Origin of the sequence: Yersinia sp. 2466 StPb PI, assembly GCF_041538325.1 — a bacterium.
GTDB classification, from domain to species: domain Bacteria; phylum Pseudomonadota; class Gammaproteobacteria; order Enterobacterales; family Enterobacteriaceae; genus Yersinia; species Yersinia enterocolitica_E.
Map to the genome: position 1 here is coordinate 4,183,115 of NZ_JAULSL010000001.1, position 26,814 is coordinate 4,209,928.

A 26,814-nucleotide genomic window follows, 5' to 3' on the forward strand; every position below is an offset into this window, starting at 1 on the left:
TAATGGCGGCGCTAAATGGTTAACCATTTAGTTCGCGGATAAAATCAATAAACGCTTTGAGTGGTGAAGGGATAAGACGACGGTCGGGATAGTACAGATATGGGCCTGAAAACTGCTGCCACCAGGGGGTTAGAATTGCTTCAAGTTCGCCACGTTCAATCGCGGGTCGCAGCCACTCTTCAAATAGATAGATTATCCCACCGCCAGCAATCGCCGTTGCCACCGCAAGGTCAACGGCAGCACCAATGCTAACCATTAGCGGGCCATTTGGCTTAACTCGCACCACCTCGCCGTCTCGCTCAAACTCCCATTCAGGCACTATGCCGCTGGCATAACGGCCACGAATACAGAGGTGGTTAAGGAGTTCGCTCGGATGTTCCGGCCGACCATGCAGGTCGAGATACTCAGGAGCTGCGGCAACAGCAAAGCGCTGCTGACGTTTTCCTATCGGAAGCGCAATTACATCCTGCTCGAGACATTCATCATAGCGGATACCCGCATCGCAGCCATCACGGAATACGTCCTGCACGTTGCTTTCGGCCACCACTTCTAACTGAATGTCTGGATAACGTTTCAAAAAAGTAGGAACAATGGCAGGCAACACCAGCCGCGCAGCACTAACAGGGACATTTAGACGTAATGTGCCCGACGGGGTATCACGAAAGCGATTAACAATATCCAGTGCAGCATCAACTTCGCTCATCGCAGGCATTAACCGCTCCATCAGTGCTCTACCTACCTCAGTCAATGCCACCGTTCGAGTGGTTCGATGAAATAGCCGGACACCCAGTTGCTGTTCCACCCGCCGCACCGCATCGCTGAGATACGAAGGATTACTGCCTATCATGCGTGCAGCCTCACGAAATCCGCCCGCTTTTGCCACCGCGACCACCGCATGAAGCAGTGCAATATCAATTTGCATTGTCCGCCACTCCGTACAACTTGTCTTCATTTAGCCAGATAGTTGCACAGCTATAAGCCAGCTACAATCATTGCGTTACTTACTCAGGAGATATCCCATGTCACAACGTACTCTTACTTATCGACTTGGCGATCGGCAGATTAATCGCCTCGGCTATGGCGCGATGCAACTGGCTGGCCCAGGTGTATTTGGCCCACCCTCGAATGAATCTCAGGCGATTCAGGTGTTGCGCGACGCCATCAAATCAGGGGTCCAACATATTGATACCAGTGATTTTTATGGGCCGCATATTACTAACCAATTAATTAAACGAGCCCTCCATCCTTATCCTAATGATCTGTGTATTGTTACCAAGGTGGGCGCACTACGCGATAAGACGGGGAACTGGCTACCGGCATTCAGCGCCGATGAACTCACCCGCGCGGTCGAAGATAATCTACGTCACCTTGGGCTTGATGTGTTGGAAGTCGTGAATTTGCGTAGCATGTTTGCTGTCCACCAACCGGCAGAAGGTTCCTTGGCCGCCCCCCTTGAGACACTGGTCAAACTGCAAGCGCGAGGGCTGATTCGCCATATTGGATTGAGTAACGTGACAGCAAAACAGGTCGCCGATGCCCAAAAAATCACCCCCATTGTCTGCGTACAGAACTTGTATAATCTGGCAAATCGCAATGACGACCTACTTGTCGACGAGCTTGCTGCACAGAATATCGCCTGGGTTCCTTTTTTCCCGCTCGGTGGCTTCACACCATTGCAGTCGACACAACTCAGTGAAGTCGCACAGTCACTGGGGGCCACGCCAATGCAGGTTGCGCTTGCCTGGCTGCTGCAACGCTCTCCAAATATCATGCTCATCCCTGGCACGTCATCACCGCAACATTTACAGGAGAACCTGGCCAGTGCTGAATTGATACTCTCCGCTGAGGTGGTGGAAAAGCTAAATAGCATTGGCTAACATTGCTAACGGTCTAATTATTTTCGCACTCTCTAATTTTGCGCGTACTGCTTTGACGCCTTGAACTTAAGATTTTACCGCGATTAAGGCAGTATTGAGCTGCTGCACAGCCTGCTGCGGAGTCTGCTCTGGATGGATAAAAAAGGAGTTCAGTACGTGGAAGAAGATCTCTTTGGTTTGTGCATCTGTCGCCATCGAATGCGCCATACTCGGCAGCAATTTACCCGAGGCCTCCGCCTGGCGGAACGCCTTGCCTGACTGCTGCGCGCAGGAGTCAAAATCCTGCAAAGAAACATCCATTCGGGCGGGGATCGAGCCTTTTAGTTTATTAAACGTAACCTGAAACTGCTTATCCATCAGTACATCAGCCAAATGGCGCTGGCCCGATACCACGACTGGATTACCGTTTTGCTGCAAAATAGCAAAGCTGTCCGTGTTATAAATAAAATAGCCCTGAGTACCGGGAGCCAGCGCACACAAAAACGCTTGGCCGGGATTATCACCATCCTGCATCATCTCGCCTTTGGCCCAGTCGCCCATAATCATCATGGCAGCTTTACCACTGCGCAGCATTTCTACCGACTCATGCCACGGACGATTGGCGGCATCGGGGTCGATATAACCTTTAAGCTTGCGAAACTTTTCCAGCACTCGCACCATCTTCTCGCTGGTGATGGCACTACTGCGCTGTTCCATAAACACCTGGCGGTAGAATTCCCCGCCTTCCATGCCTAACAGCAGATTCTCAAACACCGTGGCGTCCTGCCATGCCTGCCCGCCATGTGCCAATGGAATGTACCCGGCAGCTTGTAACTTATCGGCTACGGCAAAAAACTCATCCCATGTGGTAGGTACGGCTAATTTCAATTTGGCGAAAGGTTTCGGGTTAATCCACATCCAATTGATACGATGTATGTTTACCGGTACGGCAACATACTCACCACGATATTTAATGTTGGCTTTGATGGCGAGAGGCAAAGCCTGATCCCACTCAACGGTTTGCTCCGGCGTATAAGGGCTAGAGAGAAAACCCAGTCTGGCCCACTCCTCAATAGCCTTACCTTCTAGTAACGCCGCCCCGGGAGGGTTACCGGCAATAGCACGCGTTTGCAATACACTGTATGCACTCTCTCCTGCACCACCAGCAACAGCAAAATCTTGCCAGTTATCCCCTTTTTCGGCCAGCGCCTGTTTTACCGATAACAGTGCCGCCTGCTCACTGGATGAAGTCCAATAATGCAGGACTTCAACGTTAACGGCAGTGGCATTGGTCGCGACCAACAGCAGAAAAATAAGAGATAGTGTCTTTAACATGCGTATTAGACTCAGTTATAGCGTTGTAAACGGACTTCAACTATCAGCCCACTGGCGGGATGATTACGTAATGTCACTTCACCACCATGTGCTCTGGCAATGCTACGTGAGATAGCAAGCCCCAACCCACTGCCACGGTTATCCTGTTGCAAACGATAGTAAGGCTTAAATACTTTCTCCCACTGCTCCTCGAGAATTCCGGGGCCAAAATCACGGATAAACAGCATGATGTAATCTCGGTGATCTGACAGGATTATTTCTACTCGCTGCCCATAGTTCAGCCCATTCTCCACGATGTTATTAAGTAGGCGCTTAATCGCCAGAGGGCGGCCAAAGATCGGGCTGGCTTTACCGGAAACAGTAACATTGAGATAGGCGTCCATCGTTTGCCTTAGCAAATTCATGATATCTATGGACTCCATATTTTCATGTAAATCAGTATCCTTCATACTTTGCAGTGCGCCTTTGACCATCATTTCCAAGTCAGCGACATCCCGTTCAAATTTTTTCCCCAAAGTCTCATCTTCTAGCATTTCTACCCGCAACCGTAGGCGGGTTAGCGGGGTTTTCAAGTCATGACTGATAGCGATAAATAGCATTTCACGATTATGCAGGTAAGCGCGCAGACGGCTTTGCATTTGATTGAAAGAACGGGTCGCGGTAACCAATTCTGCACTGCCTTCCTCTGGCAATGGTTCACTGTCCAGTGAACTATTGAGTTCAAGTGCGCCATGGGCTAGCCGTGCTAATGGTTTCAGTTCACGCCGAATCAGCCACCAGGTAAAAAGTAAAACCAGAAGCAAACTACACAGAGTAAAGCCGACCTGACGCAGGCTAAACAACGGGCTTTCTAACTGATCATAAGGCGGTGGCAGTGGTGCTGCCAGAAACAGCCATTCATTGGAATTCAGTTGTAACTGAATGACTAATACTGGCGCATCTTTATGGGATGTAGTGATACCAAAACGTACCCAGGCAGGGGGGAGATTATCAACCAGAACTCCAGCGTTAAAAACTTTTAGTTGATCTGCGGGTGTCAGGGAGATAATCGCCGCCTGCCGTTCCCCTAATTGTGTTCGCAGTTCTTGTTTTGCCTGCGAGACCACGGTTCTGGCGGCCTGACTGTTCAGCAATTGCACTTCATCCAATACATGGTTATTGATCGAAATAAAAAACTGCGAGCCACCTAACGCCAATTGTTGTTGCAACACTAAATGGCGGTAGTTATACGGCAGAGATGACATAAAGTTGTAGCTAGTCAGCATCCCTTGCACCAGCCCTTTGATAGTACTTTCCAGACTGGCCTGATTGCGCAGACTAAACTGACGATACCAAATTGAACCAGAGATACTTTCTGCCAGCAGCAGGGCAATCACCAGCATGCACAGCATGCGGCTCAAAAGTGAACGCGGCCAGAGTGGCCGGAACATATCCTGTAGCCAACGGACATAACGGCCCGAATCAATATTCACGGGTAACATCACAACACAGCATGTAACCCTGATTACGCAGGGTACGCAGTAGTAAGCGCTGGCTATCTTGTAGACGCTGACGTAAGCGGCTGATTTGCACATCAATCCCCCGCTCCAAAGGGTTATTTTCCCGTCGGCGGGTTATCTCAGAGATTTGATCCCGGTCGAGGATCTGATTGGGATGACGTAAAAATAACGAGAGCAACGTAAATTCAATCCCCGACAACGGCTCACTCTGCTTTTGCGGATCAATAAGCTCCCGCCGAACTAAATCCAGTTTCCAGCCGTTAAAACACAAAAATCGTGCCTCAGTGCCGGGGCTTTGCACAATTTGATTACGGCGTAATAACGCCTTAACTCGCGCCAGCAACTCGCGGGCACTGAACGGTTTAGCCAGATAATCATCTGCGCCTAGCTCTAACCCAATCACTTTGTCACTTTCATCAGATGCCGCCGTCAACATGATGATCGGCACTGCCGATACTTGCCGTGCTTTGCGGCAAAGGGTGAAGCCGTCATCACCAGGCAACATGACATCCAAAATGACTAAATCCACGGACTCCTGCTTCAATGTTGTCAGCAAATGTTCGCCATCAGGTAGCGAAAGCACACGAAAATTCGCTTTAGTGAAGTATTCCGTCAGCAAGCTGCGGATCTCTTCATCATCATCAATCACGAGCAAAGTATGAGGGGACATAATGGCGCTGACCTGAGTAAACGAGTGTCGCTAAAAGACAAGCAGTGTACCGCTATAACTTGGTACGCAGCTATATGCTACCAGGTATTAACTTCGTTCTGAGAGCTGCCTCAAAACTGTTGTTCTGCTGTTTCTGTCATATGAAATCCAATGCGGGGAGCTTCGCACATTTACAGCTTAAAAGGTTTAAATAGAGGGCTTTGTTGCTTATTTAGCAATAGTGTTGTGCATTATTGTCCATTTTTCTCTCGCGTAAAAACCATTAGCATACTCAGCATTCCGGGTAGGCCGCTGTTTTGGGTTATTAGCCCCCCGTTTCACAAGGATTATATCAATGAGTAATGTATTAATTATTAACGCCATGAAAGCGTTTGCGCACTCCAAAGGGGCGCTTAACCTCACGCTCACGAATGTCGCTGCCGACTTTCTACGTGAAAACGGCCATCAGGTGAAAATCACCACGGTTGATGAAGGCTATGATATTGAAAGTGAAATTGAAAAATATCTGTGGGCCGATACCGTTATTTATCAAATGCCCGGTTGGTGGATGGGTGAACCGTGGATTCTGAAAAAATATATTGATGACGTCTTTACCGCAGGTCACGGCAAACTGTATGCCAGTGATGGCCGTACCCGTTCTGATGCCACTAAAGGTTATGGTTCTGGCGGTTTGATTCAGGGTAAAACCTACATGCTGTCAGTCACCTGGAACGCACCACTTGCAGCGTTCAATGACCCGAAACAGTTCTTCCATGGGGTGGGCGTTGACGGTGTTTATCTGCATTTCCATAAAGCGAACCAATTCCTTGGAATGGAACCTCTGCCAACATTTATGTGTAATGATGTGATTAAACAACCAGACATTGAAGGTGACATCAGCCGTTATCGTCAGCATTTAGCCGAAAACTTTAACTATCAGGCCGTTTGATTTCCTATCAGAGATAAATAGAGGCAGTAATGATTACCGTTTTTGCAGAAATCAAAGTCAAACCAGGGCGCCGTCAGGCAGTATTACAGGCAATTGAGAAGCTTATTCCGGCGGTACTGGCCGAGGAAGGTTGTGGCGGTTATGTGCCGATGGTTGACGTTCCCACCCAGCTTGACTGGCAAAAGAACTCGCCGGACTCTATTTTCATGCTGGAGAAGTGGCAAAGTGTGCATCATCTGGAGTTACATTTGCAGATGGAACATATGCATCAACACCGTGAAGTGATTAAGGATGATGTGTTGGATGTGAACATTCACATTTTATCTTAGCCTTCTTACTTGAAGCTGCAGCGGTGTTAGCCGCTCTCACTCACCCGAATCACTTACTTGAGTAAGCTCATCGGGATTCATTCGTTTGCTGCCTTGCTGCAACTCCAATTACTTTGGCTAATACCCTTCTGGCTTGAAGCTGCAGCGGTGTTAGCCGCTCTCACTCACCCGAATCACTTACTTGAGTAAGCTCATCGGGATTCATTCGTTTGCTACCTTGCTGCAACTCCAATTACTTTGGCTAATACCCTTCTGGCTTGAAGCTGCAGCGGTGTTAGCCGCTCTCACTCACCCGAATCACTTACTTGAGTAAGCTTCATCGGGATTCATTCGTTTGCTGCCTTGCTGCAACTCAAATTACTTTGGCTAATACCCTTCTGGCTTGAAGTTGCAGCGGTGTTAGCCGCTAATATCTGAGCCAATGGCTCCCCTGCAACTGAATCTGCTCACTCACATAATCGAGAAAACAGGTAATCCGCGCGGCAAGTTGTGTATTGCGATAATACACCGCATTGATCGGTTGCCAGGTTTCCAGAGTTTGATCCGCCATAACTTCAACCAAATGCCCCGCCAGTTGATCTTTACGCGTCATAAAATCAGAGAGTTCGACGATCCCTTCACCCTGTAAAGCCAATAAACGTAGCGTTTCGCCGCTGGAAGCCGCTAAATTCGGGATAATCGACGAATGCCCGCCTGGCAAATGAGGTAGCGACCATTGATTAAGGAATTCAGGCTGAGTGAAACCGAGCAGACTGTGATTTGCGAGGTCATCAATAGTGTGCGGGGTACCGTGACATTGCAGATAGTCGGGGCTGGCAAGAATACGCACCCGGCTGGCACCCAGCAAACGTGCATGAATAGTGGAGTCGCGCAAAGCACCAATGCGGATCGCGATATCAGTACGTTGCTCCAACAGATCGATATTAAGATCGTCGGTATTCAGTTCAAGAATGATTTGCGGATATAAGGCGCGAAAGCCGCTGATCATCGGCACGATAACGTGCTGCATAAAGGGGGCTGCTGCATTCACTCGCAACCGACCAGCAGGCTTCAACCGCCGCAGAGCAATCTGTTCCTCAGCATCATCCACCGCGCCAAGAATCTGGCGTGCATGGCTGAGAAACAGCTCGCCCTCTTCGGTCAATTCCAACCGGCGGGTGGTGCGGCGTAGCAAAGTGGTCGCTAGCTTTTGCTCCAATCGGCTCAATGCACGGCTGATACCCGATGTGGTCTGGCTACGTTGCTCTGCCGCCGCGGTAATCGAGCCGCAGTCAACTACCGAGGTAAATGCCTGCAACTCTTCTAACGTCACTTTCATCTATTAAACCCTGCCATCGATCAAACTTCGATTTCAGCGGTATCCCCTTTCTCTTGCAGCCAATTGCGCCGATCTTCGGAACGCTTTTTCGCTAACAACATGTCCATCATTGCTAGCGTTTTATCAATATCATCATCACCAATGGTCAATTGCACCAGACGGCGAGTATTCGGATCGAGGGTCGTTTCACGTAACTGCAACGGGTTCATTTCACCCAACCCTTTAAAGCGCTGAACGTTGGGTTTACCGCGTTTACGCTTCAGTTGTTCCAGAACACCGGTTTTCTCTTCTTCATCCAAGGCATAAAACACTTCTTTGCCTAAATCGATGCGATACAGTGGCGGCATCGCCACATAAACGTGACCGTTGCGCACCAACGCCCGGAAGTGACGCACAAACAGGGCGCACAGCAGGGTGGCAATATGCAAACCATCGGAGTCCGCATCCGCCAGGATACAAACTTTACCGTAACGCAGTTGGCTCAAATCTTCGCTGTCTGGATCGATACCAATGGCTACCGAGATATCGTGTACTTCCTGCGAGGCCAGCACTTCATCTGACGAAACTTCCCAGGTATTTAGGATCTTGCCTTTCAGCGGCATGATCGCCTGATATTCACGATCACGTGCCTGTTTAGCCGAACCACCGGCGGAATCCCCTTCCACCAAGAATAATTCGGTCATGCTCAGATCCTGCGAAGTACAATCCGCCAATTTACCGGGCAATGCCGGGCCGCTGGTCAGCTTCTTACGCACCACTTTTTTTGCCGCACGCATACGGCGCTGAGCACTGGAAATGGCCAATTCAGCCAGTTGTTCTGCCGCTTGTATATTCTGATTCAACCATAGGCTGAAGGCATCTTTTACCACACCGGACACAAAAGCAGCACACTGACGTGAGGAGAGCCGCTCTTTCGTCTGGCCGGCAAATTGTGGGTCCTGCATTTTTACTGACAACACATAAGCACAGCGTTCCCAGATATCATCGGCCGAAAGTTTGACACCACGGGGCAAAATATTGCGGTATTCGCAGAAATCGCGCATGGCATCCAGCAAACCCTGACGCAAACCGTTGACGTGAGTTCCGCCCTGCATGGTGGGGATCAGGTTGACGTAGCTTTCTGTCAACAGTTCACCGCCTTCTGGCAACCACAACAGCGCCCAATCAATCGCTTCAGTATCACCGGCAAAAGAGCCGACAAACGGTGCTTCTGGCAGGGTAATCAAGCCATCAACAGCTTCCATCAGATAATCGGTCAGGCCATCGGCATAGCACCAACGCTGCTCGGTATTATTCACCAGATCTTTAAAGACGATTTCTACGCCGGGGCACAACACGGCTTTCGCTTTCAGCAAATGGGATAAACGCGAAACCGAGAAACGTGGGCTATCGAAGAATGAGACATCCGGCCAGAAATGCACGCTGGTACCGGTATTGCGCTTACCGCATGTCCCGATAACTTGTAGTTCCTGCACTTTATCGCCATTTTCAAAGGCGATACTGTAGATTTGGCTATCACGGCGCACCGTGACCTCTACTCGCTTGGATAAAGCATTCACAACTGAAATGCCTACACCGTGCAAACCACCAGAGAACTGATAGTTTTTATTCGAGAATTTGCCGCCTGCGTGTAACCGACACATAATCAGTTCAACGGCGGGAACACCTTCTTCTGGATGGATATCAACAGGCATACCACGGCCATCATCAGTCACTTCCAGCGATTGATCGGCGTGCAGAATAACGTCAATACGCCGGGCATGGCCCGCCAGCGCCTCATCGACGCTGTTATCAATCACCTCTTGACCAAGGTGGTTTGGCCGCGTGGTATCCGTATACATGCCCGGACGACGACGCACTGGTTCTAAACCGCTGAGTACTTCAATGGCATCAGCGTTATAGCTGGATTCAGTCATGGTTGATTAATATTCGGCTAATGGTTGGAAGGCTGGCGGTGACATGCCTGGTGGGCCATCTCGGCCCCAGTGCAATACCCACTGTAGTAACGATACCCAACGGTAGTAATACCAAAATTGTAGTAATACCAAACCTGCTGTATCGGTGGCACATATACGGCCTGTTATCAGGCAGTCGCTAGCCCTAAAAAAGTTACAATCGGGGAGAAATAGTGATCAAAGCCAACAAAGGCATGATTTCCACCTGATTCTACTGTTTGCCGGCAAGGGGTGTAATAAGCAACCGCTTGACGGTAATCGAGGATCTCATCCCCGGTTTGTTGCAATAACCAGAGTAAATCTGGGGATTCCAACTTTTCAATTTGCATGACCTTCAGGTCGTAAATATGTCGAGACTCTAACACATATTGTTGACCTGTGTAGGGGTTCTCATTCTCGCCCAGATAATCACTGAGCAGCTCAAAAGGCCGCACTGCCGGGTTAACAACCACCGCAGGAATGCTGAAACGCTGGGAAAGCCAGGTAGCAAAATAGCCGCCCAAGGAAGAACCAACAATACCAATAGATTGCCCAGCTTTATCCATCACAATGTTTTCCAACATTTCTGCTGCTTGTGCCGGATACGGCGGTAATTGCGGTGTCAGCATCTCAATATGAGGATGGTGCTGCTGCAACCAACTTTTAAAGGTGGTTGCTTTGAGCGAACTGGGGGAGCTATTAAAGCCGTGAATATAAAGAAGCGTACTCATCAATAACCATCCGAGTCCATGTCCGGGCAGAACTCATCACTGGCTAACCGACGAACCTCAGTTTCAAGTATTCCATCAGGCAGTAAGTCGAGGTAGCGCCATCCCGGGGCCACAGTATCAAGCGTAAAATTAGTACAGTGCGGTTTGAACTGCACACAAGTAGAAGGGCTGGCCAGCAGCCGTTTACCATACCAATCGAGATCCAAATCTTGATGGATATGGCCACACAATAAGGTGGTAACACGCGGATAACGAACCAGCACTGCCGCCAACATATGCGCATTACGCAGACTGTGTTGGTCAAGCCAAGTGCAGCCGGATGGCATTGGGTGATGATGCAATAAAATCAGCGTATAGCGTTCTGGGTAAGCCACCAGACAACGCTCCATCCACTCCAACTGATAATCGCTCAGTTCACCATAAGGAACACCGAATACCTGACTGTCCAATAACAGAATTTGCCAGTTATCACCAACCAGAACCTGCTTCGAAGGCGCAATGCCTGAATCCGCCAGTGCATCTACCATCGCCGGTTGAAAATCGTGATTACCGGGTAGCCATACGCAAGGCGCCGGCAAACGGGAAATACCCTTCGCAAAATTTTGATAGGCAGCAACCGAATGGTCCTGCGCCAAATCACCGGTTGCAACAATCAGATCAAATGGATGTTGCTCAGCAATAATCGCATCCAACACAGCGCGATAACTGCGGGACGTATTCACACCCAGCAAGGTCTCATGTTCACCTGCGAAGAGGTGGGTATCTGTTATTTGTAAAATTCTGACTTTGGCCCCACTCGCCATAGGCAGTTTAAACAGGCTTTCCAAATGGTGTCCTTGTTTTTGCACCCTTCCCAACCAGAATTATCACGATTCTTCACTCTCTGTAGGCAAGGTTATAAGTCTGTCTAACAAACCGGAACTGCCACCGCTCCATGCGCCAAACAATAGCGCAACCAGTCAGCAAGAAACTGGTTAATTTGATGCTTTTCGTCCCGCTGATGCAACTTTTTATTCGGATAATCATAACTTGCTTTGAAGCGGTAGATCTGCTGACTGGCACACACTTCCGCGACCTGTGCATCATGATAAAGCCGCACCACCATCGATGGCAGGCTCCAGTGACTCACCGCAGGCTCGGTTTGCACAATCTCTACTACCGAAGTGTAGCGGGTTGACTCAATAATTGTCAGCCTATAACTGCCGCCATTAACCTGATAAGCCACGTTTTCGCCCACTTCATCGACGCGAGGTATCAAACGACGCAATTGTGCGAAGTTAGTTTCACATATCCGCATCATCTCAGGGAAATCAGGTGTATAGCGCTTACTCATTATTTTTTCTCTTTATGACTGCCATTCTGCTCTCAGCGATTGATGGTGCAACGCCAACCATTGTAATGCAATGATTGAGGCTGCGTTATCAATAGCACCTTCTTCAACCCAACGACAAGCTTGTTCACGACTAACAACATGCACTCGAATATCTTCATTTTCGTCGGCCAAGCCATGAATGCCCTTCGCCGTTGTCGCATCAACTTCGCCCACCATAATAGACAAACGTTCGCTGGTGCCCCCGGGGCTGGCTAAATAGCTGAGCACCGGCTTACAGCGGCCAATGTCAATTTCGGCTTCCTCCTGCGCCTCGCGACGGGCGACCGCCTCAACGGTTTCACCCCCTTCAATCATTCCGGCTACCATTTCTAATAACCAAGGTGACGGGCTACTGTCAATGGCGGCAATCCGTAATTGCTCAACCAATACCACTTCATCACGCACCGGATCATAGGGTAACAACACCGCAGCATGGCCACGCTCGAAAATTTCACGCTTAACTTCACCACTCATTTCACCGTTAAACAGGCGGTGGCGGAATCGGTATAAATTCAGTGAAAAAAAACCACTGTAAAGTGTTTCACGTGCAATAATTTCCACATCATTCTTGTCAAAGGTCACCGGTGAAGATTGTACTGACGTCATTAACTGTTCTCCTTACTTAAGTATCCAAGCTTAATTGTGATTTTTGATGACAGCCAAACTACACAGGCTATACCCTAAATAATTAGAGTTGCAGGAAGGCGGCAATTGAGCGACAAATTGGTTGTAAACCATTTTGCACAGCGCCTGCGCTGGCCCGTAGGGTGAGGCTCATAATCCCCCATAAGCTTACATAAGTAAGTGACTGGGGTTAACGAAAGCAGCTAACGCACATGCAGCTTGCAGTATGACGGGTATACAGGATTTTAAAATAGCAGGCATAGAGTTAGCCGATAGAAATGATTTTGATAAAGATTATTTGCCCAAGATAGCTCGATACAGATGAGTTGTCTGAATACTCATTTAGCTTTGTGATAGATTTAAGTAAATTAAGGCGAGATGGCACAATCAGCCACCTTATCCCATTGGCAGACTCTGATAGAATCGGCAACAATATCGTCTATCGACAGCTACCATAGTAAAATTGCCGCACAAATGCTGCACAACAAGGACTGCAAATGAAGAAACTGCTCCCCCTTCTTATCGGGCTGAGTCTGGCTGGTTTCAGTACCATGAGCCAGGCAGAGAACTTGCTGCAAGTTTATAAGCAAGCCAGGGATAGTAACCCGGATTTACGCAAATCGGCTGCTGACCGCGATGCTGCATATGAAAAAATTAATCAAGCTCGCAGCCCGCTGTTACCACAGCTCGGTTTGGGTGCAGGTTACAGCCATACTAATGGTTTCCGTGATGCATCCGATAGCCCGGATAGCAACGCGACATTAGGCTCCCTGCAACTGACTCAAACTATTTTTGATATGTCTAAATGGCGCGCCCTGACCTTACAGGAAAAGGCGGCGGGTATTCAGGATGTCACATTCCAGACCGACGAACAGGCACTGATCCTGAACACGGCAACAGCCTATTTCAACGTACTCAGAGCGATTGATAGCCTGTCTTACACCGAAGCACAGAAGCAATCGGTCTATCGCCAGTTGGACCAAACGACCCAGCGGTTTAATGTAGGTTTAGTCGCAATTACCGATGTGCAAAACGCCCGTGCCAGCTACGATACCGTGTTAGCAGCAGAAGTGACTGCCCGTAACAATTTGGATAACGCGTTGGAAAACCTGCGCCAGATCACCGGTGTTTATTATCCTGAATTGGCATCACTGAATGTGAGTCGCTTGAAGACTGAGCGCCCACAAGCAGTTACTAACTTATTGAAAGAAGCTGAAAAACGTAACCTTGCCTTGCTTTCTGCCCGTTTGAGCCAAGATTTGGCTCGTGAGCAAATTAAGTCAGCAGAAACCGGTTATATGCCGACGGTCGATTTGACCGCCTCATCTTCTGTAACCAATACACGTTACAGTGGGGGGTCACCAACCAGCCAGCAAGTGAATAATGATGCTGGGCAAAACCAAATTGGTGTGCAACTGAGTTTGCCACTGTATAGCGGCGGGGCCACCAATTCTGCGGTGAAACAAGCACAGTACAATTTCGTCGGTGCCAGTGAACAGCTAGAAAGTGCGCACCGTAGTGTGGTGCAAACTGTACGCTCCTCATTCAATAATATTTCAGCCTCCATCAGTAGTATCAAGGCTTATGAGCAGGTGGTCATTTCCAACCAAAGTTCATTAGATGCCATGGAAGCCGGATACCAGGTGGGTACCCGTACTATTCTGGATGTATTGACTGCAACGACTAACTTGTATCAATCCAAACAGCAATTAGCTGACGCGCGTTATAACTATCTGATTAATCAGTTAAACATCCAATCCGCGTTGGGGACATTGAATATGGACGATCTGATGCAACTGAATGGCGTATTGGACAAGCCAGTGCCAACTTCAGCCACCAGTCTCGCACCGGACAATGCCAACCAGAATGCTTATGCTGATGGCGAAAGTGCTCAATCAGCACCGCGTGCTACTTCTGTAAGCCAACCAGCTACCGCAGCACCAGCAGCGGCGCGTAGTGGCAATCCATTCCGTAACTGATTTTTACGGACTCGGACTCTCCGGGTGCAGCATCAGGCTGTGCCCGGTTTCTATGCCCTACGTCTTCGCCGCCAAGCACTTTTTGCCAATGAAAAAAGCGAAGCTACTCGCAGCATTTCGTATAGCTTTGTAAAGTCTGCCGCTGGCAAGCCCCCACGCTTTAATTTCGTACATCTTTCCCCTATTCTAGAGCGTACTTACTGGGAAAGGGCACAAAAGCCCTGAAATGAGATAAATAATGATGAAACGGACTCAAAACATCAATCAAGAGACTTTCCGTAAATCCTGGCGCAATTACCGTCTTGCGCCCGTAGCTTTAGCTGTCAGTGCTGTATTTATGCTGGCTGGCTGTGAAAAAACCGATGAAACCGTCTCTTTGTATCAAAATGCTGATGATTGCTCTCAGGCGAATCCGTCCAAGAGCGCGGAATGTACCACCGCTTACAACACGGCATTACAAGAAGCGGCTAAAACTGCACCAAAATATGCGACCCGCGAAGACTGTGTGGCAGAGTTTGGTGAATCTCAGTGTACTCAGGCTCCTGCTCAAGCTGGCATGGTACCAACATCTTCATCATCTTCTGGCGAAACCACGGCGGCCGCACCACAACAAAGTGGCAGTATGTGGATGCCATTAATGGCCGGTTATATGATGGGCCGGATGATGAGCGGTGGTGCAAGCCAGCCACTATTCACATCGAAAGCGCCAAATAGCCCAGCGAATGGCAAGTTTGTTGATGCGACAGGTAAAAACTTTGGTTCAGCCACCACTGGCCGCACCATGAACGTGCCAAGAACCGCCATGGCACCCAAGCCTGCGGTAACCAACACTATCACTCGTGGTGGCTTTGGTGAGTCCGTGGCTAAGCAGTCTTCTATGCAACGTAGTGCCGCGACATCATCTAAAACCAGCACACGCAGCATGGGTGGTTAAGGTCTGATTAATGAAACGTTTAGCGATTAGCGAACGCCCAGACTGGCGCGAGAAAGCCACTGAATTCGGTTTCCGTTTCCACACCATGTATGGCGAGCCGTACTGGTGTGAGGATGCGTATTACGAATTCACACTGGCACAGATTGAAGAGCTGGAAGAAACTACCGCAGAATTGCATCAGATGTGTCTGCAAGTGGTTGAGAAAGTGGTGAATAGCGATCAACTGATGGCAAAATTCCGCATTCCAAAACACTGCTGGGATTTTGTTCGCAGCTCATGGAAAACTCATCAGCCATCGCTCTATTCTCGCCTTGATCTGGCCTATGACGGCATCAATCCAGCAAAACTGCTGGAAAACAATGCGGACACCCCAACGTCATTGTATGAAGCCGCCTTTTTCCAATGGTTATGGTTGGAAGATCAGATCAACGCAGGCAATTTGAGTCAGGATTCTGATCAATACAACAGCATGCAAGAGAAGTTGATTGAGCGCTTTGTCGACCTGCGTGATAACCATGGTTTTAGCTTACTGCATCTGGCCTGCTGTCAGGACAGTGAAGAAGATCGTGGCACGGTGCAATATTTGCAAGATTGCGCACTGGAAGCAGGTCTGCCAACTGAATTCATGTTTATGGAAGAGATCGGCTTAGGGGAGAAAGGGCAATTTACTGATCTGGATAATCAGGTTATCAGTAATTTATTCAAACTCTATCCGTGGGAGTTTATGTTCCGTGAAATGTTCTCAACCAAGTTGGAAGATGCTGGCGTGCGCTGGCTGGAACCTGCGTGGAAGAGCATAATCTCTAATAAAGCCTTATTGCCGCTGCTGTGGGAGATGTTCCCAAATCACCCTAACCTGTTGCCTGCTTACTTTGCCGAAGATGACCATCCGAAGATGGACCATTATGTCACCAAGCCGCTGTTCTCACGGGAAGGTGCCAATATCCAGATAGTGGAAAACGGTAAAGAAGTTGCCCGAGTTGACGGGCCATACGGGGAAGAAGGCATGATTGTGCAGCAATTCCATCCGCTGCCTAAGTTCGGCGACAGCTATACCCTGATAGGTAGCTGGCTAGTGAATGATCAACCCTGTGGCATTGGTTTGCGTGAAGACAGAGAACTGATTACCCAAGATCTGTCGCGTTTTTACCCGCATATTATTTTGGGCTAAGGCTGCGCATAACTTAAGGGAAAGCACTCGCTTTCCCTCAGACTGCTGACAAGGTCAAATGAAGGGGAAACACTCCGTTGGGGCCACTTTTAGTTTCAAATACAAGTGCGTAAACCGTAGGAGTGGTCAACCCTTGGCTCGCTGACTTTATCAGTTCAAACCTTTCTTTTTATAACGTCGAACTATCCAATTCTTACCGACAACATACTGAGCGATCCCATCTCAATCCCATCAGTGGGAATCGAAATCGGCTCGACGCCGTCCCAGCTCCCCAACACATACAAAAGTGGCAGATAATGCTCTGGTGACGGATTAGATAGCGCAGCCCCTTCATGTTGCATAAAGTTCACTAAAGGATGGTTATCACCTTGATAGTTAAGGTTGTCTCGCACAAATTGATTGAAAGATTCAGCCCAAGGATAAGGACTGCTATCACCCTGCCATCTAACCATACGCAAGTTATGCACGACGTTTCCGCTGGCGACAATCATCACGCCCTGCTCCCGCAGCACTGCCAGCTTGCGACCTAACTCATAGTGATAAGCCGCCGGTTGCGTACCATCAATACTCAATTGCACCACCGGAATATCAGCCTCAGGGTACATTTTAATCAATACCCCCCAGCTACCGTGGTCCAATCCCCATTCACTGGTATCAGCCCGCACAACGATAGGTGCCAATAATTGCTGAACTTGTGCTGCCAGATCCGGTGAACCCGGCGCTGGATATTCGGTATCAAATAACGCCTGAGGGAATCCACCAAAATCATGGATAGTCCGAGGTTGCTCCATTGCCGTCACTGCGGTACCACGGGTATACCAGTGGGCGGAGACGGCCAGAATCGCCTTAGGACGCGGTAAAGTCTCACCCAACGTACGCCATGCCTGAGTGTGACTGTTTTCTTCCAGCACGTTCATCGGGCTACCGTGGCCGAGAAACAGTGCAGGCATACGAGAGCTGTTCATAAGAAATCCTTACTGTTAAGAGAGAAAATGGCGCTTGAAATCATAAGAAATACATTACGCGCTTTTTTTTCATTGCACAGCCAGATAACAGTGATGAAGATATTCAATAAAATTGAATGGGGAAAGTCAGAGAAGGGTTAACTTAGGGGTCAAGACATGATAGGAAATAACCGGGCCGCACTCTATTCAGGAAAATAGAGACAACCCGGTGTTTAAACCAACACCATCAGCAGGCAATATCCATTGATATCGCCACTCTATTAGCTGGCTTTTCTTGCCTGAGACTGGAGGTAATCAGCCAGGTCATCAATTGTCACTACCGGCATATCATGCAATTTAGCAAACTCAATAACCTCTGGCGCATGGGCCATGCTGCCATCGTCATTAGTCAGTTCACACAACACACCTGCTGGCTTGTAGCCCGCCAGTGTTGCCAAATCGATAGAGGCTTCGGTATGACCACGACGCGATAATACGCCGCCTACCTGACCACGCAGCGGGAATACATGGCCCGGGCGGTTAAGATCAGCAGGTTTAGCGTTGTCAGCAATGGCCGCACGAATAGTCGTCAAACGGTCAGCCGCAGAAACGCCGGTCGTAACACCTTTAGCCGCTTCAATTGTCACGGTAAATGCCGTCTGGAACTGGCTGGAGTTATTGGTCACCATCATCGGCAAATCAAGCTGCTGGCGGCGTTCGTCAGTGATACACAGACACACAATGCCACTACCGTGGCGGATGGTCAGTGCCATTTGTTCAACAGTCATTGCTTCAGCTGCAAAAACGATATCACCTTCGTTTTCTCGACTTTCGTCGTCTAACACCATAACGCCACGGCCGTTACGCAGCGCGTCGACAGCACGTTCTACACGCTCAACAGGCGTGCCAAAATCTGATAGAAGGGTCTGATTCATGGTAAGAAACCTCATTAAAATTATGGATTACCAGAATCAGGGCGGTCTTGAGGAGTAAAAGGCCACTCTTTCATATATAACATTGCTTCATATATAAATAGAAATAGCCGAAATAACGCAAGCGAGCTATAAGCCCGGCAGATACCGTTACTCTCTCCCATCCGGACTATAACCGTCGGCCCCGGAATCACACCGGGTCTGCTGACCTCTACCTTGCCCTCTTTAACAAGAGAAACAACGTGAGCGCTCGCGGGCTTTTGCACCACGACACAGATATGCCGCACCACAATTTACCGCCGGTGGGGACTTGCACCCCGCCCTGAGAATAAGCCCTATGACTATAGCGCTATTGATTCGTCTGGGCAATTACCAAAATGTAGATGTTTGGAGGTTTATACAATCAACGTGAGGCATTACACTAATAAGCAGTAATCCACATCTCATTAGGGAAATATCATGATTGACCCGAAAAAAATTGAACAAATCGCCCGCCAGGTGCATGAGTCTATGCCGAAAGGAATTCGCGAATTCGGGGAAGACGTCGAAAAGAAAATTCGTCTGGTGCTGCAATCGCAATTAACACGACTGGATTTGGTTAATCGTGAAGAGTTCGACGTACAAACTCAAGTGTTACTACGCACCAGAGAAAAACTGGCGTTACTGGAACAACGCGTGACAGAGCTGGAAGCCAAATTCAACAACGTCCCAGCCGTTATTGATGATAACAGCGGTGATGACAAAACCGGCGAGTAACGCTTGGTCGCATGTCAGTAGTGATAATCAGGGCGCAGTTCGATATCGCGCCCTGAGTTTACGAGGATATCGCCGCTGGCCGCATTCTGGAAAGCAGCACCCACAATAGGAAAAACATCAGTAAAGCGTATAAGCTTTTCCAACCTATCATCACCAGCAATACACAACACAGAATACTGCCAATCACCGACATCACCCGCGAGCGCCCGCTCAATAAGCGAATCCCCGCCAGCATACATAGCAAATAAATCAGCACAAAAATGCCATTGGCATAAACAATCAGCAGGTCCAGTGGCAGCGATAGCCAATAAATCAGTAACGCAAATACCAGGCAACTCCCCACCACGGCAGTAAGTGCGTTAACCGGCGTTTGCCCGGCAGAAAGCTGCGCAAGTTTGCTTTCAGGCCGAACCTGCGCCTGCGACCACACCATGCGGGCAAAACTCTGGGTATAGATATTGACGCTGGCAAAACAGGCCAGATAGCCAATAATGCACGCTATCCACAGTGCATGCTGACCAAAAAGTTGCACTACAATGCCCGGCAACGACGCCGCAGCCGCCTGTTGTTCGCCATAAGCATGGAAATGCAACACCGCCACGGTACAGCCCCAATACACCGCACCAGCAACGAGTAAGCCAACGATCAGTGCGCGTGGGAAATCACGTTCGGGATGGCGGAATTCTGTCGCCAAATGTGCAAAGGCTTCTAATCCGACAAAACACCAGAACATTACGGCCAACGCGTTGAACATATTCGGCGGAGAAATATCTTGTAGCTCTGGCCAGGGTATCTGTGATGGTTGAATCGCCCCCTGCCACCAAATAGCCACCACCAGCGCAATGACCAGCAATGCTATCAATGTCTGTACATTAGCGCTGGAACCCGCGCTACGCGTGCCCAGCAGCCAAATAACCAGCAAAGTGACCAGTTGCACCATCAGCAACCCAGTATCGCTCCAGCCGAATGTTGCCTGCCAGAAACCGGCAGCAATTTGCAAGGCGGCGGGTAAACCAACCGGAATAACAGACAAGAATAGCCAACCAGTGACATTACCCAGCTTCGGGCCAAAGGCCATTGTCACGAAGTGGGCAGCCCCTGCGGCACTAGGGAAGTCGCGGCCTAGGGCAGCAAACGCGATAGCAATCGGAAAAACCAGTATAATTAATATCGGCCAGGCCCATAGACTGTCGTCTCCGGCCAGCATCGCCGCCAATGCAGGAACGGCAAAAACGCCCGTTCCCAGCAGTGAAGTGGACAGCAACCCGACTCCCTGTGCCAGACTCAACTCCTGTTTTAGTCCACCCACCTACTAGCCTCGGCCATTCTTGATTGACTGAATAATATTGGTGGTGGAAACTCCATCTTCAAAATTCAGTACTTTAACCTCACCGCCTGCGGCCCAAACCTCGGCACTGCCCGCGATCTCATCCGGCTTATAATCACCACCTTTTACCAGCAAATCCGGCAGAATATCGGCAATTAAGCGCTGCGGCGTATCTTCTTCAAACGGCACCACCCAATCCACAGCTTCCAACGCACCTAATACAATCATGCGCTGATCAAGTGGGTTAACTGGCCGTTTTTCGCCTTTCAAGCGTTTGGTAGAGGCATCGCTGTTCACTGCCACAATCAGGCGGTCACCCAGCTTACGGGCGTTAGCCAAATAAGAGACATGACCCGCATGGAGAATGTCAAAAATGCCATTGGTCATGACCACTTTTTCACCACGCTGACGGGCCTGCGCAACGGCTTTTTTCAGTTGTTGCTCATCCATCACCCCAAAACCGGTTTCCGCACGACCACGGATGGCATTTTCCAGCTCAATCGGTGAAACCGTTGAGGTACCTAACTTACCAACAACGACACCGGCGGCAGCATTAGCCAGGAAGCATGACTCTTCAAGCGTATTACCCGCAGCCAGTGCCGCAGCCAATACCCCAATCACCGTATCACCCGCACCGGTCACATCGAACACTTCCTGCGCCTGAGTGGGTAGATGTAATGGGGGTTTCCCCGGTTGTAGCAGTGTCATCCCTTGTTCGGAGCGAGTCACCAACAGAGCTGAAAGCTCAAAGTCAGCCACCAGCTTCATGCCACGGCTGACCAGTTCTTCTTCATTTTTACAGTGACCGACGACGGCTTCAAATTCGGATAAGTTAGGGGTTAACAGTGTTGCGCCGCGATAACGCTCAAAATCGCTGCCTTTAGGATCGATAAGTACTGGAACTTTCGCATTACGTGCCAGTTGGATCATCGGCTGCACACTGTTCAATGCACCTTTGGCATAATCGGATAACACCAGTGCGCCAATCTGTGGCAGCGCCTGCTGGATGCGATCAAAGATAGGTTGCGGATCAACACCGTCAAAACCTTCTTCAAAATCCAGACGGATCAACTGCTGATTACGGGAAAGTACCCGCAATTTGGTAATCGTTGGATGGGTAGGCACCGAAACAAAGTCGCAGCGCACCTGTACTTCATTCAGCTTGTTGGTCAGCGCCCGCGCAGCATCGTCGATGCCGGTCAACCCAACTAAACGAGAGATAGCGCCAAGGGATGCGATGTTCATCGCCACGTTTGCAGCACCACCGGGGCGCTCTTCGATGGTATCAACTTTAACAACTGGCACCGGTGCTTCTGGTGAGATCCGGCTGGTTGGCCCATACCAATAGCGGTCTAACATGACATCACCAACGACTAATACACCGGCGCGGCGAAAATCAGGCAGCGTGACTTTCATACGTTAGCCCCCCAAAGTGAGCTGTTATTAACCCCGAAAACACACATCTCTTCGCTCCAATTTTGTGTTTGTTATACTCTAAATAATTCGAGTTGCAGGAAGGCGGCAAGCGAGTGAATCCCGACGAGCTTACTTATTTCTTAAGGTCAAGACCAGTAAGTGATTCGGGCGATTGAGCGCGGCCAACACACATGCAGCTTGAAGTATGACGAATATATGTGGTGCCGGATAATATCACAGACACCTTGCATACTATTAATAACCGACGTACCCAGTCATAACGGGCACTGCTGCACTTTATCTTATTCGCTGGCAACAATATCTGACGTCACCAGCCATTTTCGCCAACTGGCAGCAACTTGCTCTCTTTCGGTGATAAAACTGTCAGCAGAAACCTTACTGGATAGCTCCTGCAATGCCAGGTGATGAATCTCATCACGCATGGTGACATAAGCACGGGTCAGTGCTGCTGCCTCTTGCGGTGCCATGATGTCGTAATTAGCCATCAACTCAAAAATGCGTACATTATCTGACCAACGGGTCAACCGTGGCTCGCTGGCCGCATAGCGCAACACCAGATATTGCGCGATAAACTCAATATCGGTAATCCCCCCCTCATCAGCCTTAATATCAAAGATACCACGCTGTTTGCTGCCCAGATGGTTGCGCATTTTCTCTCGCATTTCGCGCACTTCCTGCTGCAATTGTGGGTCTTCTCGGTGGCGGCACAGAATTTGCTGGCGGATGGTATCAAACTGTTGATGCAATTGAGGATCACCATAAACGATGCGGGCGCGAACCAGTGCCTGATGCTCCCAAGTCCAAGCCTCATGCTGTTGGTAATCGGCGAAAGCTTCAACGGTGCTGACCAGCATGCCCGCCTCACCTGATGGCCGTAGGCGAGCATCCACTTCATATAAAATGCCTGACGAGGTGCGGGTGCTGAACAAATGCATCACCCGCTGAGCCAAACGCAGGTAGAACTGACGGCCGTCGATGCTACGCTCGCCATCAGTCATCACATCCAGCGGGCAATCGAGCAAGAACACCAGATCCAAATCTGAGCTGTAACCTAGCTCCCAGCCCCCCAACTTGCCATAACCAATCACGGCGAAACCACGGCCTTCTCGCTGCTGTAGATGGCTCGGCTGGCCATAGCGAGCCACCATCTGCCCCCAGGCTTGCTGAATAACCGCATCAATCATGGCCTCTGCCAGATAAGTTAAGTGATCGCTCACTTTCATTACCGGCAGTGCCTCGGTGATATCACCAGCAGCAATACGCAATTGCTGGGCTTGCTTAAATTGACGCAACGCCTCGAGTTGCTGCTCTTCGTCATCCTCCGGCACCCGCAATAAGTATTGGCGCAATTCATCGCGATAAGCACCGGGTTCCAGTGGTTGATAGAACGATTGCGGATCAAGCAACTCATCCAATAACAGCGGGTAGCGGGCCAATTGACTGGCCACCATCGGCGAGGCAGAACACAGGCGAATAACATGTTTTAGTGCCGCATGATATTCCACCAGTAATTCGAGATAAGTGGTGCGGGTAAGGATACTGAGCAGCAACTGAATCAAGCGGCTGAGGGCGACATTGGCGTCCGGGCGCGAGCAAACCTCGGAGAACAAGCGCGGCATCAGTTGATCCAGCACCTCACGGCCCCGAGGACCAATGGTGCGTTTATCAACGTCATGGCGGAAATCATTAATCGTCGTCAACAACTGCCGGCGGGCTGGTTCGTCTAAATGTGGCGTCAAAGGGGCTAAATCACTCTCTTCGAGCACATCCTGCCATAAGCTTTTATACAAACCATGACGAGGATCTTCACCGATATCGGGAGTATCATCGCCAATCAGGTCGTCAAATACCAACCGTACCGCCTGCATATGGTGTTCCAGTGCAGCACTCATTTCTATCCAGTCGGTATACCCCATGCCCCAAGCCAATCGGGCCTGATTCAGTGCATCACCGGGTAACGTTTGGGTTTGCTCATCAGCAATAGCTTGCAGCAGATTTTCCAAACGGCGCAAAAACAGATAACTGCTGCTGAGGTCGTTCACTTGTTGTGGTGGCAATAAACCCAGCTCGGCGACTGCCTGCAACGTCGGCAGTAAAGCCCGCTCTTGCAGGCGCGGTTCACGGCCGCCACGAATAAGCTGAAATACCTGCGTGATAAATTCGATTTCACGAATACCGCCGGCCCCCAGCTTAATGTTGTCTTTCAGGCCACGCCGCCGGACCTCACGGGCAATCATCCCTTTCATGTTACGTAGCGATTGGATCACGCTGAAATCGATATAGCGGCGGAAGACGAAGGGCCGCAGCATCTGGCGCAGCTCTTTACTGTAGTGGTCTTCAGCCCCGCCCATCAAACGTGCCTTAACCATCGCATAGCGTTCCCAGTCGCGCCCTTGCTCTTGGTAATAATCCTCCAGCGCGGCAAAACTCAGTACCAGCGGGCCACTGTCACCAAACGGGCGTAGACGCATATCCACCCGATAGACAAAACCATCAATGGTTTGCTGATCCAACGCTTTAATCAGCCGTTGCCCCAAGCGGGTAAAGAACTGGGCATTATCCAACTGGCGACGCCCACCCTGGGTCTGGCCGTTTTCTGGGTAGGCAAAAATCAGATCGATATCAGAGGAGAAATTCAGTTCACCGCCGCCTAACTTGCCCATGCCCAAAATCAGCAGCGGCTGCGGTACCCCCTCGGCATTAGAGGGGGTACCGAACTCACGGCAACAAGCCTGGTACAGCCAATCGCGCGCCGCCAAAATCAGGCTTTCAGCCAACCCGCTCAGTTGTTGCAAGGTCTCAGTAGTCACACTGGTTTGCTGTGTTTGTGACCAGGCGATGCGTACCATCATCCGGCGGCGAAACAGCCGCAATGCGGCTAATAATGCCGCTTCGTCATGTACCTCGGCCAACGCCAGATTTAACCATTGTGGATAAAATTGCCACTCCTGCGGTTGCGGGGGTTGCTGATGCAACTCCTCCAGCCACTCAGGGTGAATCAGTAACATATCACTGACAAAATCACTCAACGCCAGCACAGAGATATCTTCCTCGTGTAAATCTGGCGGAGCCGGTAACTCATAAAAGCGCTGTCGTATATTCTGCGCCTGAATCTGTAAATCCGAAGAGAGTGGCAACATAAAGCATTCCTCAAGCTGCTATCTATTAACTAGCAGCACCGTTCAACCAAAAGGCTGCCTGCGCAAGCGCTTCCTTACGGGCGGTATCACGCCAGTGACCCTGACGGTGCATAATCTCCTGCTGTAAACCAAACCAGCCATCGATATACGGCAACCATTCACTCTGCGGATAGAAGCCTGAGAGCAATTGGAAAGACATGATCTGCCGGTTCAAGCGAGGGAGTTGCGCCAAATAACCATCGTCATCCAGATGCTGGCCAAAAGCGTCTTTCAGATCAGCAGCGCTGCGGCTCAACATGATGTCGCAGAAGCGTTTGAATGACCCTTCAAACTTGGTCTGTGCTTTGGCATCCATAAATGGCCGCCAGCCAGAGGTAACCAGCCAAGATGTGAGCGCTAACTTACATTTTAGGTAATCACTGCTATAGCAAAGCTGCTCAGCATCGACATTCTTCGGTTCTAACTGCGGTTCAAGCGCCAGCAGCCCGGCACGCAATTCAGTACTGGCTTTGCGCGGGACCAAACCACCAAAAATAGCTAATGACTGACGCACCATTGCCAATGCTTCAATGATCATAGCTTTAGCGGCCGGTTCGCCACGTAACCACAGCTCTTCATGGTATTGCCAATGGTCCAGGGCCATCTCCAGCCCTGCGACCATACCTTGCTCAACGGTGGATTTGGCCGCTGGCTGCAACACCAGTAACGGGCGCAATTCACGAGGTGGATTGCCTTGTGCTAAATGATAGCCACGGGCTGCTTTACTCAGATTGCCCTGCCGTAAACCGCCAATTTGTGCCAGTTCTGCGGCCAATGCCAGCAAATCTGCCTGATTGCCTTTTTTCAGTTCCAGCTCAATTTCGTGCAAGGGTTCCGACAGCTCACCGGCACTGATAGTGCCTTGATCAACAGCAAGCTCTATCTCGCTCTCGCCGTAAGTAATTACCCACTTCTCTCGAGTAAAATCCGTACGGAATAGCGGCTGTAGTTCTGCTTGTAATGTCTCAATCACCCAACCGTTCGGCCAGATATCGGCAGGGAAACGCGCCAAATCCAATTGGTCACTATCAATATCAACATTGTATTCAGGGCGTTGATGTAAACCACCGACCACTTTACCGCCGGTCTTAACCGTCATTTCGTAACGGCCATCATAACCACGGATACGTAAGCCAATATCATGTTGGCGCAGCCGCTTATCGGCAGTTTCAAAATAGATATTGGTCAGCGTCTGCGGCGCAGAATGCTGGCTTTGCCAGGATGTAAGCCGCTCGGGCAAAGCGGCAATGGCCGCAGGAGTAGCAATAAATTTTAATTCTATTTCAACGGTCATAATTTCATTCACACCGGTATGTTGCGAGTTTACGGGCATTATGCCTCTTTCGCGGCGGTTTGCCTGTTTTACACAGACTTCGCTATTTTACACAAAAAAACCGCGTGGCTACCCCGAGTCAGCCTCTATTTTAACAGGTCTGCCATAAGGCTTCATAAGACAAATTTTCAGCGTGGTTAAAATGAACAACAAAGTGGCTAAAGCCGCGCTGGCTATGAGAGTAAGATAGTTCTCATTCCGGTTTATGCGTTGCGTCGGCAAACTG

At 49.7% G+C, this 26,814-nt stretch carries 23 protein-coding genes and 1 riboswitch; of the genes, 7 read left to right on the forward strand and 16 right to left on the reverse strand.

All coding sequences use genetic code 11. The features are described 5' to 3' along the window. Positions 1-19: 19 nt before the first annotated feature. A complete protein-coding gene (locus Q2T72_RS18915; protein ID WP_083162392.1) occupies positions 20-922 on the reverse strand; it encodes a LysR family transcriptional regulator in 903 nt (300 codons plus the stop codon). Positions 923-1,019: 97 nt separating this feature from the next. Between Q2T72_RS18915 and Q2T72_RS18920 the strand changes: the two genes are divergently transcribed. Continuing rightward, positions 1,020-1,877: an aldo/keto reductase family oxidoreductase gene (locus Q2T72_RS18920; RefSeq protein ID WP_372569675.1), complete on the forward strand. Its 858-nt coding sequence runs from the start codon at positions 1,020-1,022 to the stop codon at positions 1,875-1,877. Positions 1,878-1,943: 66 nt separating this feature from the next. Here the strand turns inward: Q2T72_RS18920 and Q2T72_RS18925 are convergent, their stop codons facing one another. From Q2T72_RS18925 to Q2T72_RS18935, 3 genes are read right to left on the reverse strand one after another with little or no spacing between them, the layout of a single operon-like run. Then, positions 1,944-3,191: an ABC transporter substrate-binding protein gene (locus Q2T72_RS18925; protein WP_083162390.1), complete on the reverse strand. Its 1,248-nt coding sequence runs from the start codon at positions 3,189-3,191 to the stop codon at positions 1,944-1,946. An 11-nt stretch (positions 3,192-3,202) separates the two neighbouring features. Beyond that, on the reverse strand, positions 3,203-4,672 hold the full coding sequence (locus Q2T72_RS18930; protein ID WP_372569676.1) for an ATP-binding protein: 1,470 nt from the start codon (positions 4,670-4,672) through the stop codon (positions 3,203-3,205). Then, positions 4,653-5,360, reverse strand: a complete 708-nt coding sequence (locus tag Q2T72_RS18935) for a response regulator (RefSeq protein WP_050086662.1) — start codon at positions 5,358-5,360, stop codon at positions 4,653-4,655. Before Q2T72_RS18935 ends, Q2T72_RS18930 begins: the two co-directional genes overlap by 20 nt. A gap of 334 nt (positions 5,361-5,694) precedes the next feature. Between Q2T72_RS18935 and Q2T72_RS18940 the strand changes: the two genes are divergently transcribed. Together Q2T72_RS18940 and Q2T72_RS18945 are read left to right on the forward strand one after the other, a co-directional pair. Then, complete coding sequence (locus tag Q2T72_RS18940; protein ID WP_083162389.1) at positions 5,695-6,288, forward strand: NAD(P)H-dependent oxidoreductase; 594 nt, start codon at positions 5,695-5,697, stop codon at positions 6,286-6,288. Positions 6,289-6,317: 29 nt separating this feature from the next. Continuing rightward, positions 6,318-6,617 carry a putative quinol monooxygenase gene (locus tag Q2T72_RS18945; protein WP_083162388.1) on the forward strand — a complete coding sequence of 100 codons (300 nt, stop codon included), beginning with the start codon at positions 6,318-6,320 and terminating at the stop codon, positions 6,615-6,617. 406 nt (positions 6,618-7,023) lie between these two features. Here Q2T72_RS18945 and Q2T72_RS18950 read toward each other — a convergent pair whose 3' ends face one another. The 6 genes from Q2T72_RS18950 to nudF form a co-directional block, all read right to left on the reverse strand. Next, positions 7,024-7,935, reverse strand: coding sequence for a LysR family transcriptional regulator (locus tag Q2T72_RS18950; RefSeq protein ID WP_083162387.1), 912 nt, complete (start codon positions 7,933-7,935; stop codon positions 7,024-7,026). Positions 7,936-7,955: 20 nt separating this feature from the next. Continuing rightward, positions 7,956-9,851, reverse strand: coding sequence for a DNA topoisomerase IV subunit B (parE, locus tag Q2T72_RS18955; RefSeq protein WP_083162386.1), 1,896 nt, complete (start codon positions 9,849-9,851; stop codon positions 7,956-7,958). Between the two features lie 167 nt (positions 9,852-10,018). Beyond that, positions 10,019-10,600 (reverse strand): esterase YqiA, encoded by a 582-nt coding sequence (gene yqiA, locus Q2T72_RS18960; RefSeq protein WP_372560484.1) that lies wholly within the window; start codon positions 10,598-10,600, stop codon positions 10,019-10,021. After that, a complete protein-coding gene (cpdA, locus tag Q2T72_RS18965) occupies positions 10,600-11,427 on the reverse strand; it encodes a 3',5'-cyclic-AMP phosphodiesterase (RefSeq protein ID WP_083162384.1) in 828 nt (275 codons plus the stop codon). The genes yqiA and cpdA overlap by 1 nt, the downstream gene beginning before the upstream one ends. Positions 11,428-11,507: 80 nt before the next feature. Beyond that, positions 11,508-11,933, reverse strand: a complete 426-nt coding sequence (locus Q2T72_RS18970) for a DUF1249 family protein (RefSeq protein ID WP_050086674.1) — start codon at positions 11,931-11,933, stop codon at positions 11,508-11,510. A gap of 12 nt (positions 11,934-11,945) precedes the next feature. Beyond that, positions 11,946-12,578 carry an ADP-ribose diphosphatase gene (gene nudF / locus Q2T72_RS18975; protein WP_372569677.1) on the reverse strand — a complete coding sequence of 211 codons (633 nt, stop codon included), beginning with the start codon at positions 12,576-12,578 and terminating at the stop codon, positions 11,946-11,948. Positions 12,579-13,093: 515 nt separating this feature from the next. On the opposite strand from nudF, the gene tolC reads away from it, so the two are divergent. The 3 genes from tolC to Q2T72_RS18990 all read left to right on the forward strand — a co-directional run bounded on the left by tolC (position 13,094) and on the right by Q2T72_RS18990 (position 16,680). After that, on the forward strand, positions 13,094-14,575 hold the full coding sequence (tolC, locus tag Q2T72_RS18980) for an outer membrane channel protein TolC (protein WP_372569678.1): 1,482 nt from the start codon (positions 13,094-13,096) through the stop codon (positions 14,573-14,575). 241 nt (positions 14,576-14,816) lie between these two features. Then, positions 14,817-15,509: a DUF1190 family protein gene (locus tag Q2T72_RS18985; RefSeq protein WP_372569919.1), complete on the forward strand. Its 693-nt coding sequence runs from the start codon at positions 14,817-14,819 to the stop codon at positions 15,507-15,509. A gap of 10 nt (positions 15,510-15,519) precedes the next feature. Continuing rightward, positions 15,520-16,680, forward strand: coding sequence for a glutathionylspermidine synthase family protein (locus Q2T72_RS18990; RefSeq protein WP_083162380.1), 1,161 nt, complete (start codon positions 15,520-15,522; stop codon positions 16,678-16,680). Positions 16,681-16,862: 182 nt separating this feature from the next. Here the strand turns inward: Q2T72_RS18990 and ygiD are convergent, their stop codons facing one another. Both ygiD and ribB read right to left on the reverse strand, forming a co-directional pair. Continuing rightward, positions 16,863-17,645, reverse strand: coding sequence for a 4,5-DOPA dioxygenase extradiol (gene ygiD, locus Q2T72_RS18995; RefSeq protein ID WP_083162379.1), 783 nt, complete (start codon positions 17,643-17,645; stop codon positions 16,863-16,865). A 260-nt stretch (positions 17,646-17,905) separates the two neighbouring features. Then, positions 17,906-18,559, reverse strand: a complete 654-nt coding sequence (ribB, locus tag Q2T72_RS19000; RefSeq protein WP_083162378.1) for a 3,4-dihydroxy-2-butanone-4-phosphate synthase — start codon at positions 18,557-18,559, stop codon at positions 17,906-17,908. Positions 18,560-18,704: 145 nt separating this feature from the next. Further along, a riboswitch (FMN riboswitch) is annotated at positions 18,705-18,890 on the reverse strand. Between the two features lie 125 nt (positions 18,891-19,015). Here ribB and Q2T72_RS19005 point away from each other — a divergent pair. Next, positions 19,016-19,312: an accessory factor UbiK family protein gene (locus Q2T72_RS19005; RefSeq protein WP_083162376.1), complete on the forward strand. Its 297-nt coding sequence runs from the start codon at positions 19,016-19,018 to the stop codon at positions 19,310-19,312. Between the two features lie 58 nt (positions 19,313-19,370). On the opposite strand, the gene yjeH is transcribed toward Q2T72_RS19005, so the two are convergent. The 4 genes from yjeH to Q2T72_RS19025 all read right to left on the reverse strand — a co-directional run bounded on the left by yjeH (position 19,371) and on the right by Q2T72_RS19025 (position 26,549). Continuing rightward, entirely contained in the window at positions 19,371-20,621 is a 1,251-nt protein-coding gene (gene yjeH / locus Q2T72_RS19010; RefSeq protein ID WP_372569680.1) for an L-methionine/branched-chain amino acid transporter, read from the reverse strand. A 3-nt stretch (positions 20,622-20,624) separates the two neighbouring features. Then, positions 20,625-22,055 carry a bifunctional D-glycero-beta-D-manno-heptose-7-phosphate kinase/D-glycero-beta-D-manno-heptose 1-phosphate adenylyltransferase HldE gene (gene hldE, locus Q2T72_RS19015; RefSeq protein WP_050086680.1) on the reverse strand — a complete coding sequence of 477 codons (1,431 nt, stop codon included), beginning with the start codon at positions 22,053-22,055 and terminating at the stop codon, positions 20,625-20,627. Positions 22,056-22,357: 302 nt separating this feature from the next. Beyond that, complete coding sequence (gene glnE / locus Q2T72_RS19020; protein ID WP_372569681.1) at positions 22,358-25,216, reverse strand: bifunctional [glutamate--ammonia ligase]-adenylyl-L-tyrosine phosphorylase/[glutamate--ammonia-ligase] adenylyltransferase; 2,859 nt, start codon at positions 25,214-25,216, stop codon at positions 22,358-22,360. A 25-nt stretch (positions 25,217-25,241) separates the two neighbouring features. Continuing rightward, the gene (locus Q2T72_RS19025) at positions 25,242-26,549 is read right to left on the reverse strand and encodes an inorganic triphosphatase (RefSeq protein WP_372569920.1); all 1,308 of its coding nucleotides are present in this window, start codon (positions 26,547-26,549) and stop codon (positions 25,242-25,244) included. Between the last annotated feature and the right edge of the window lie 265 nt (positions 26,550-26,814).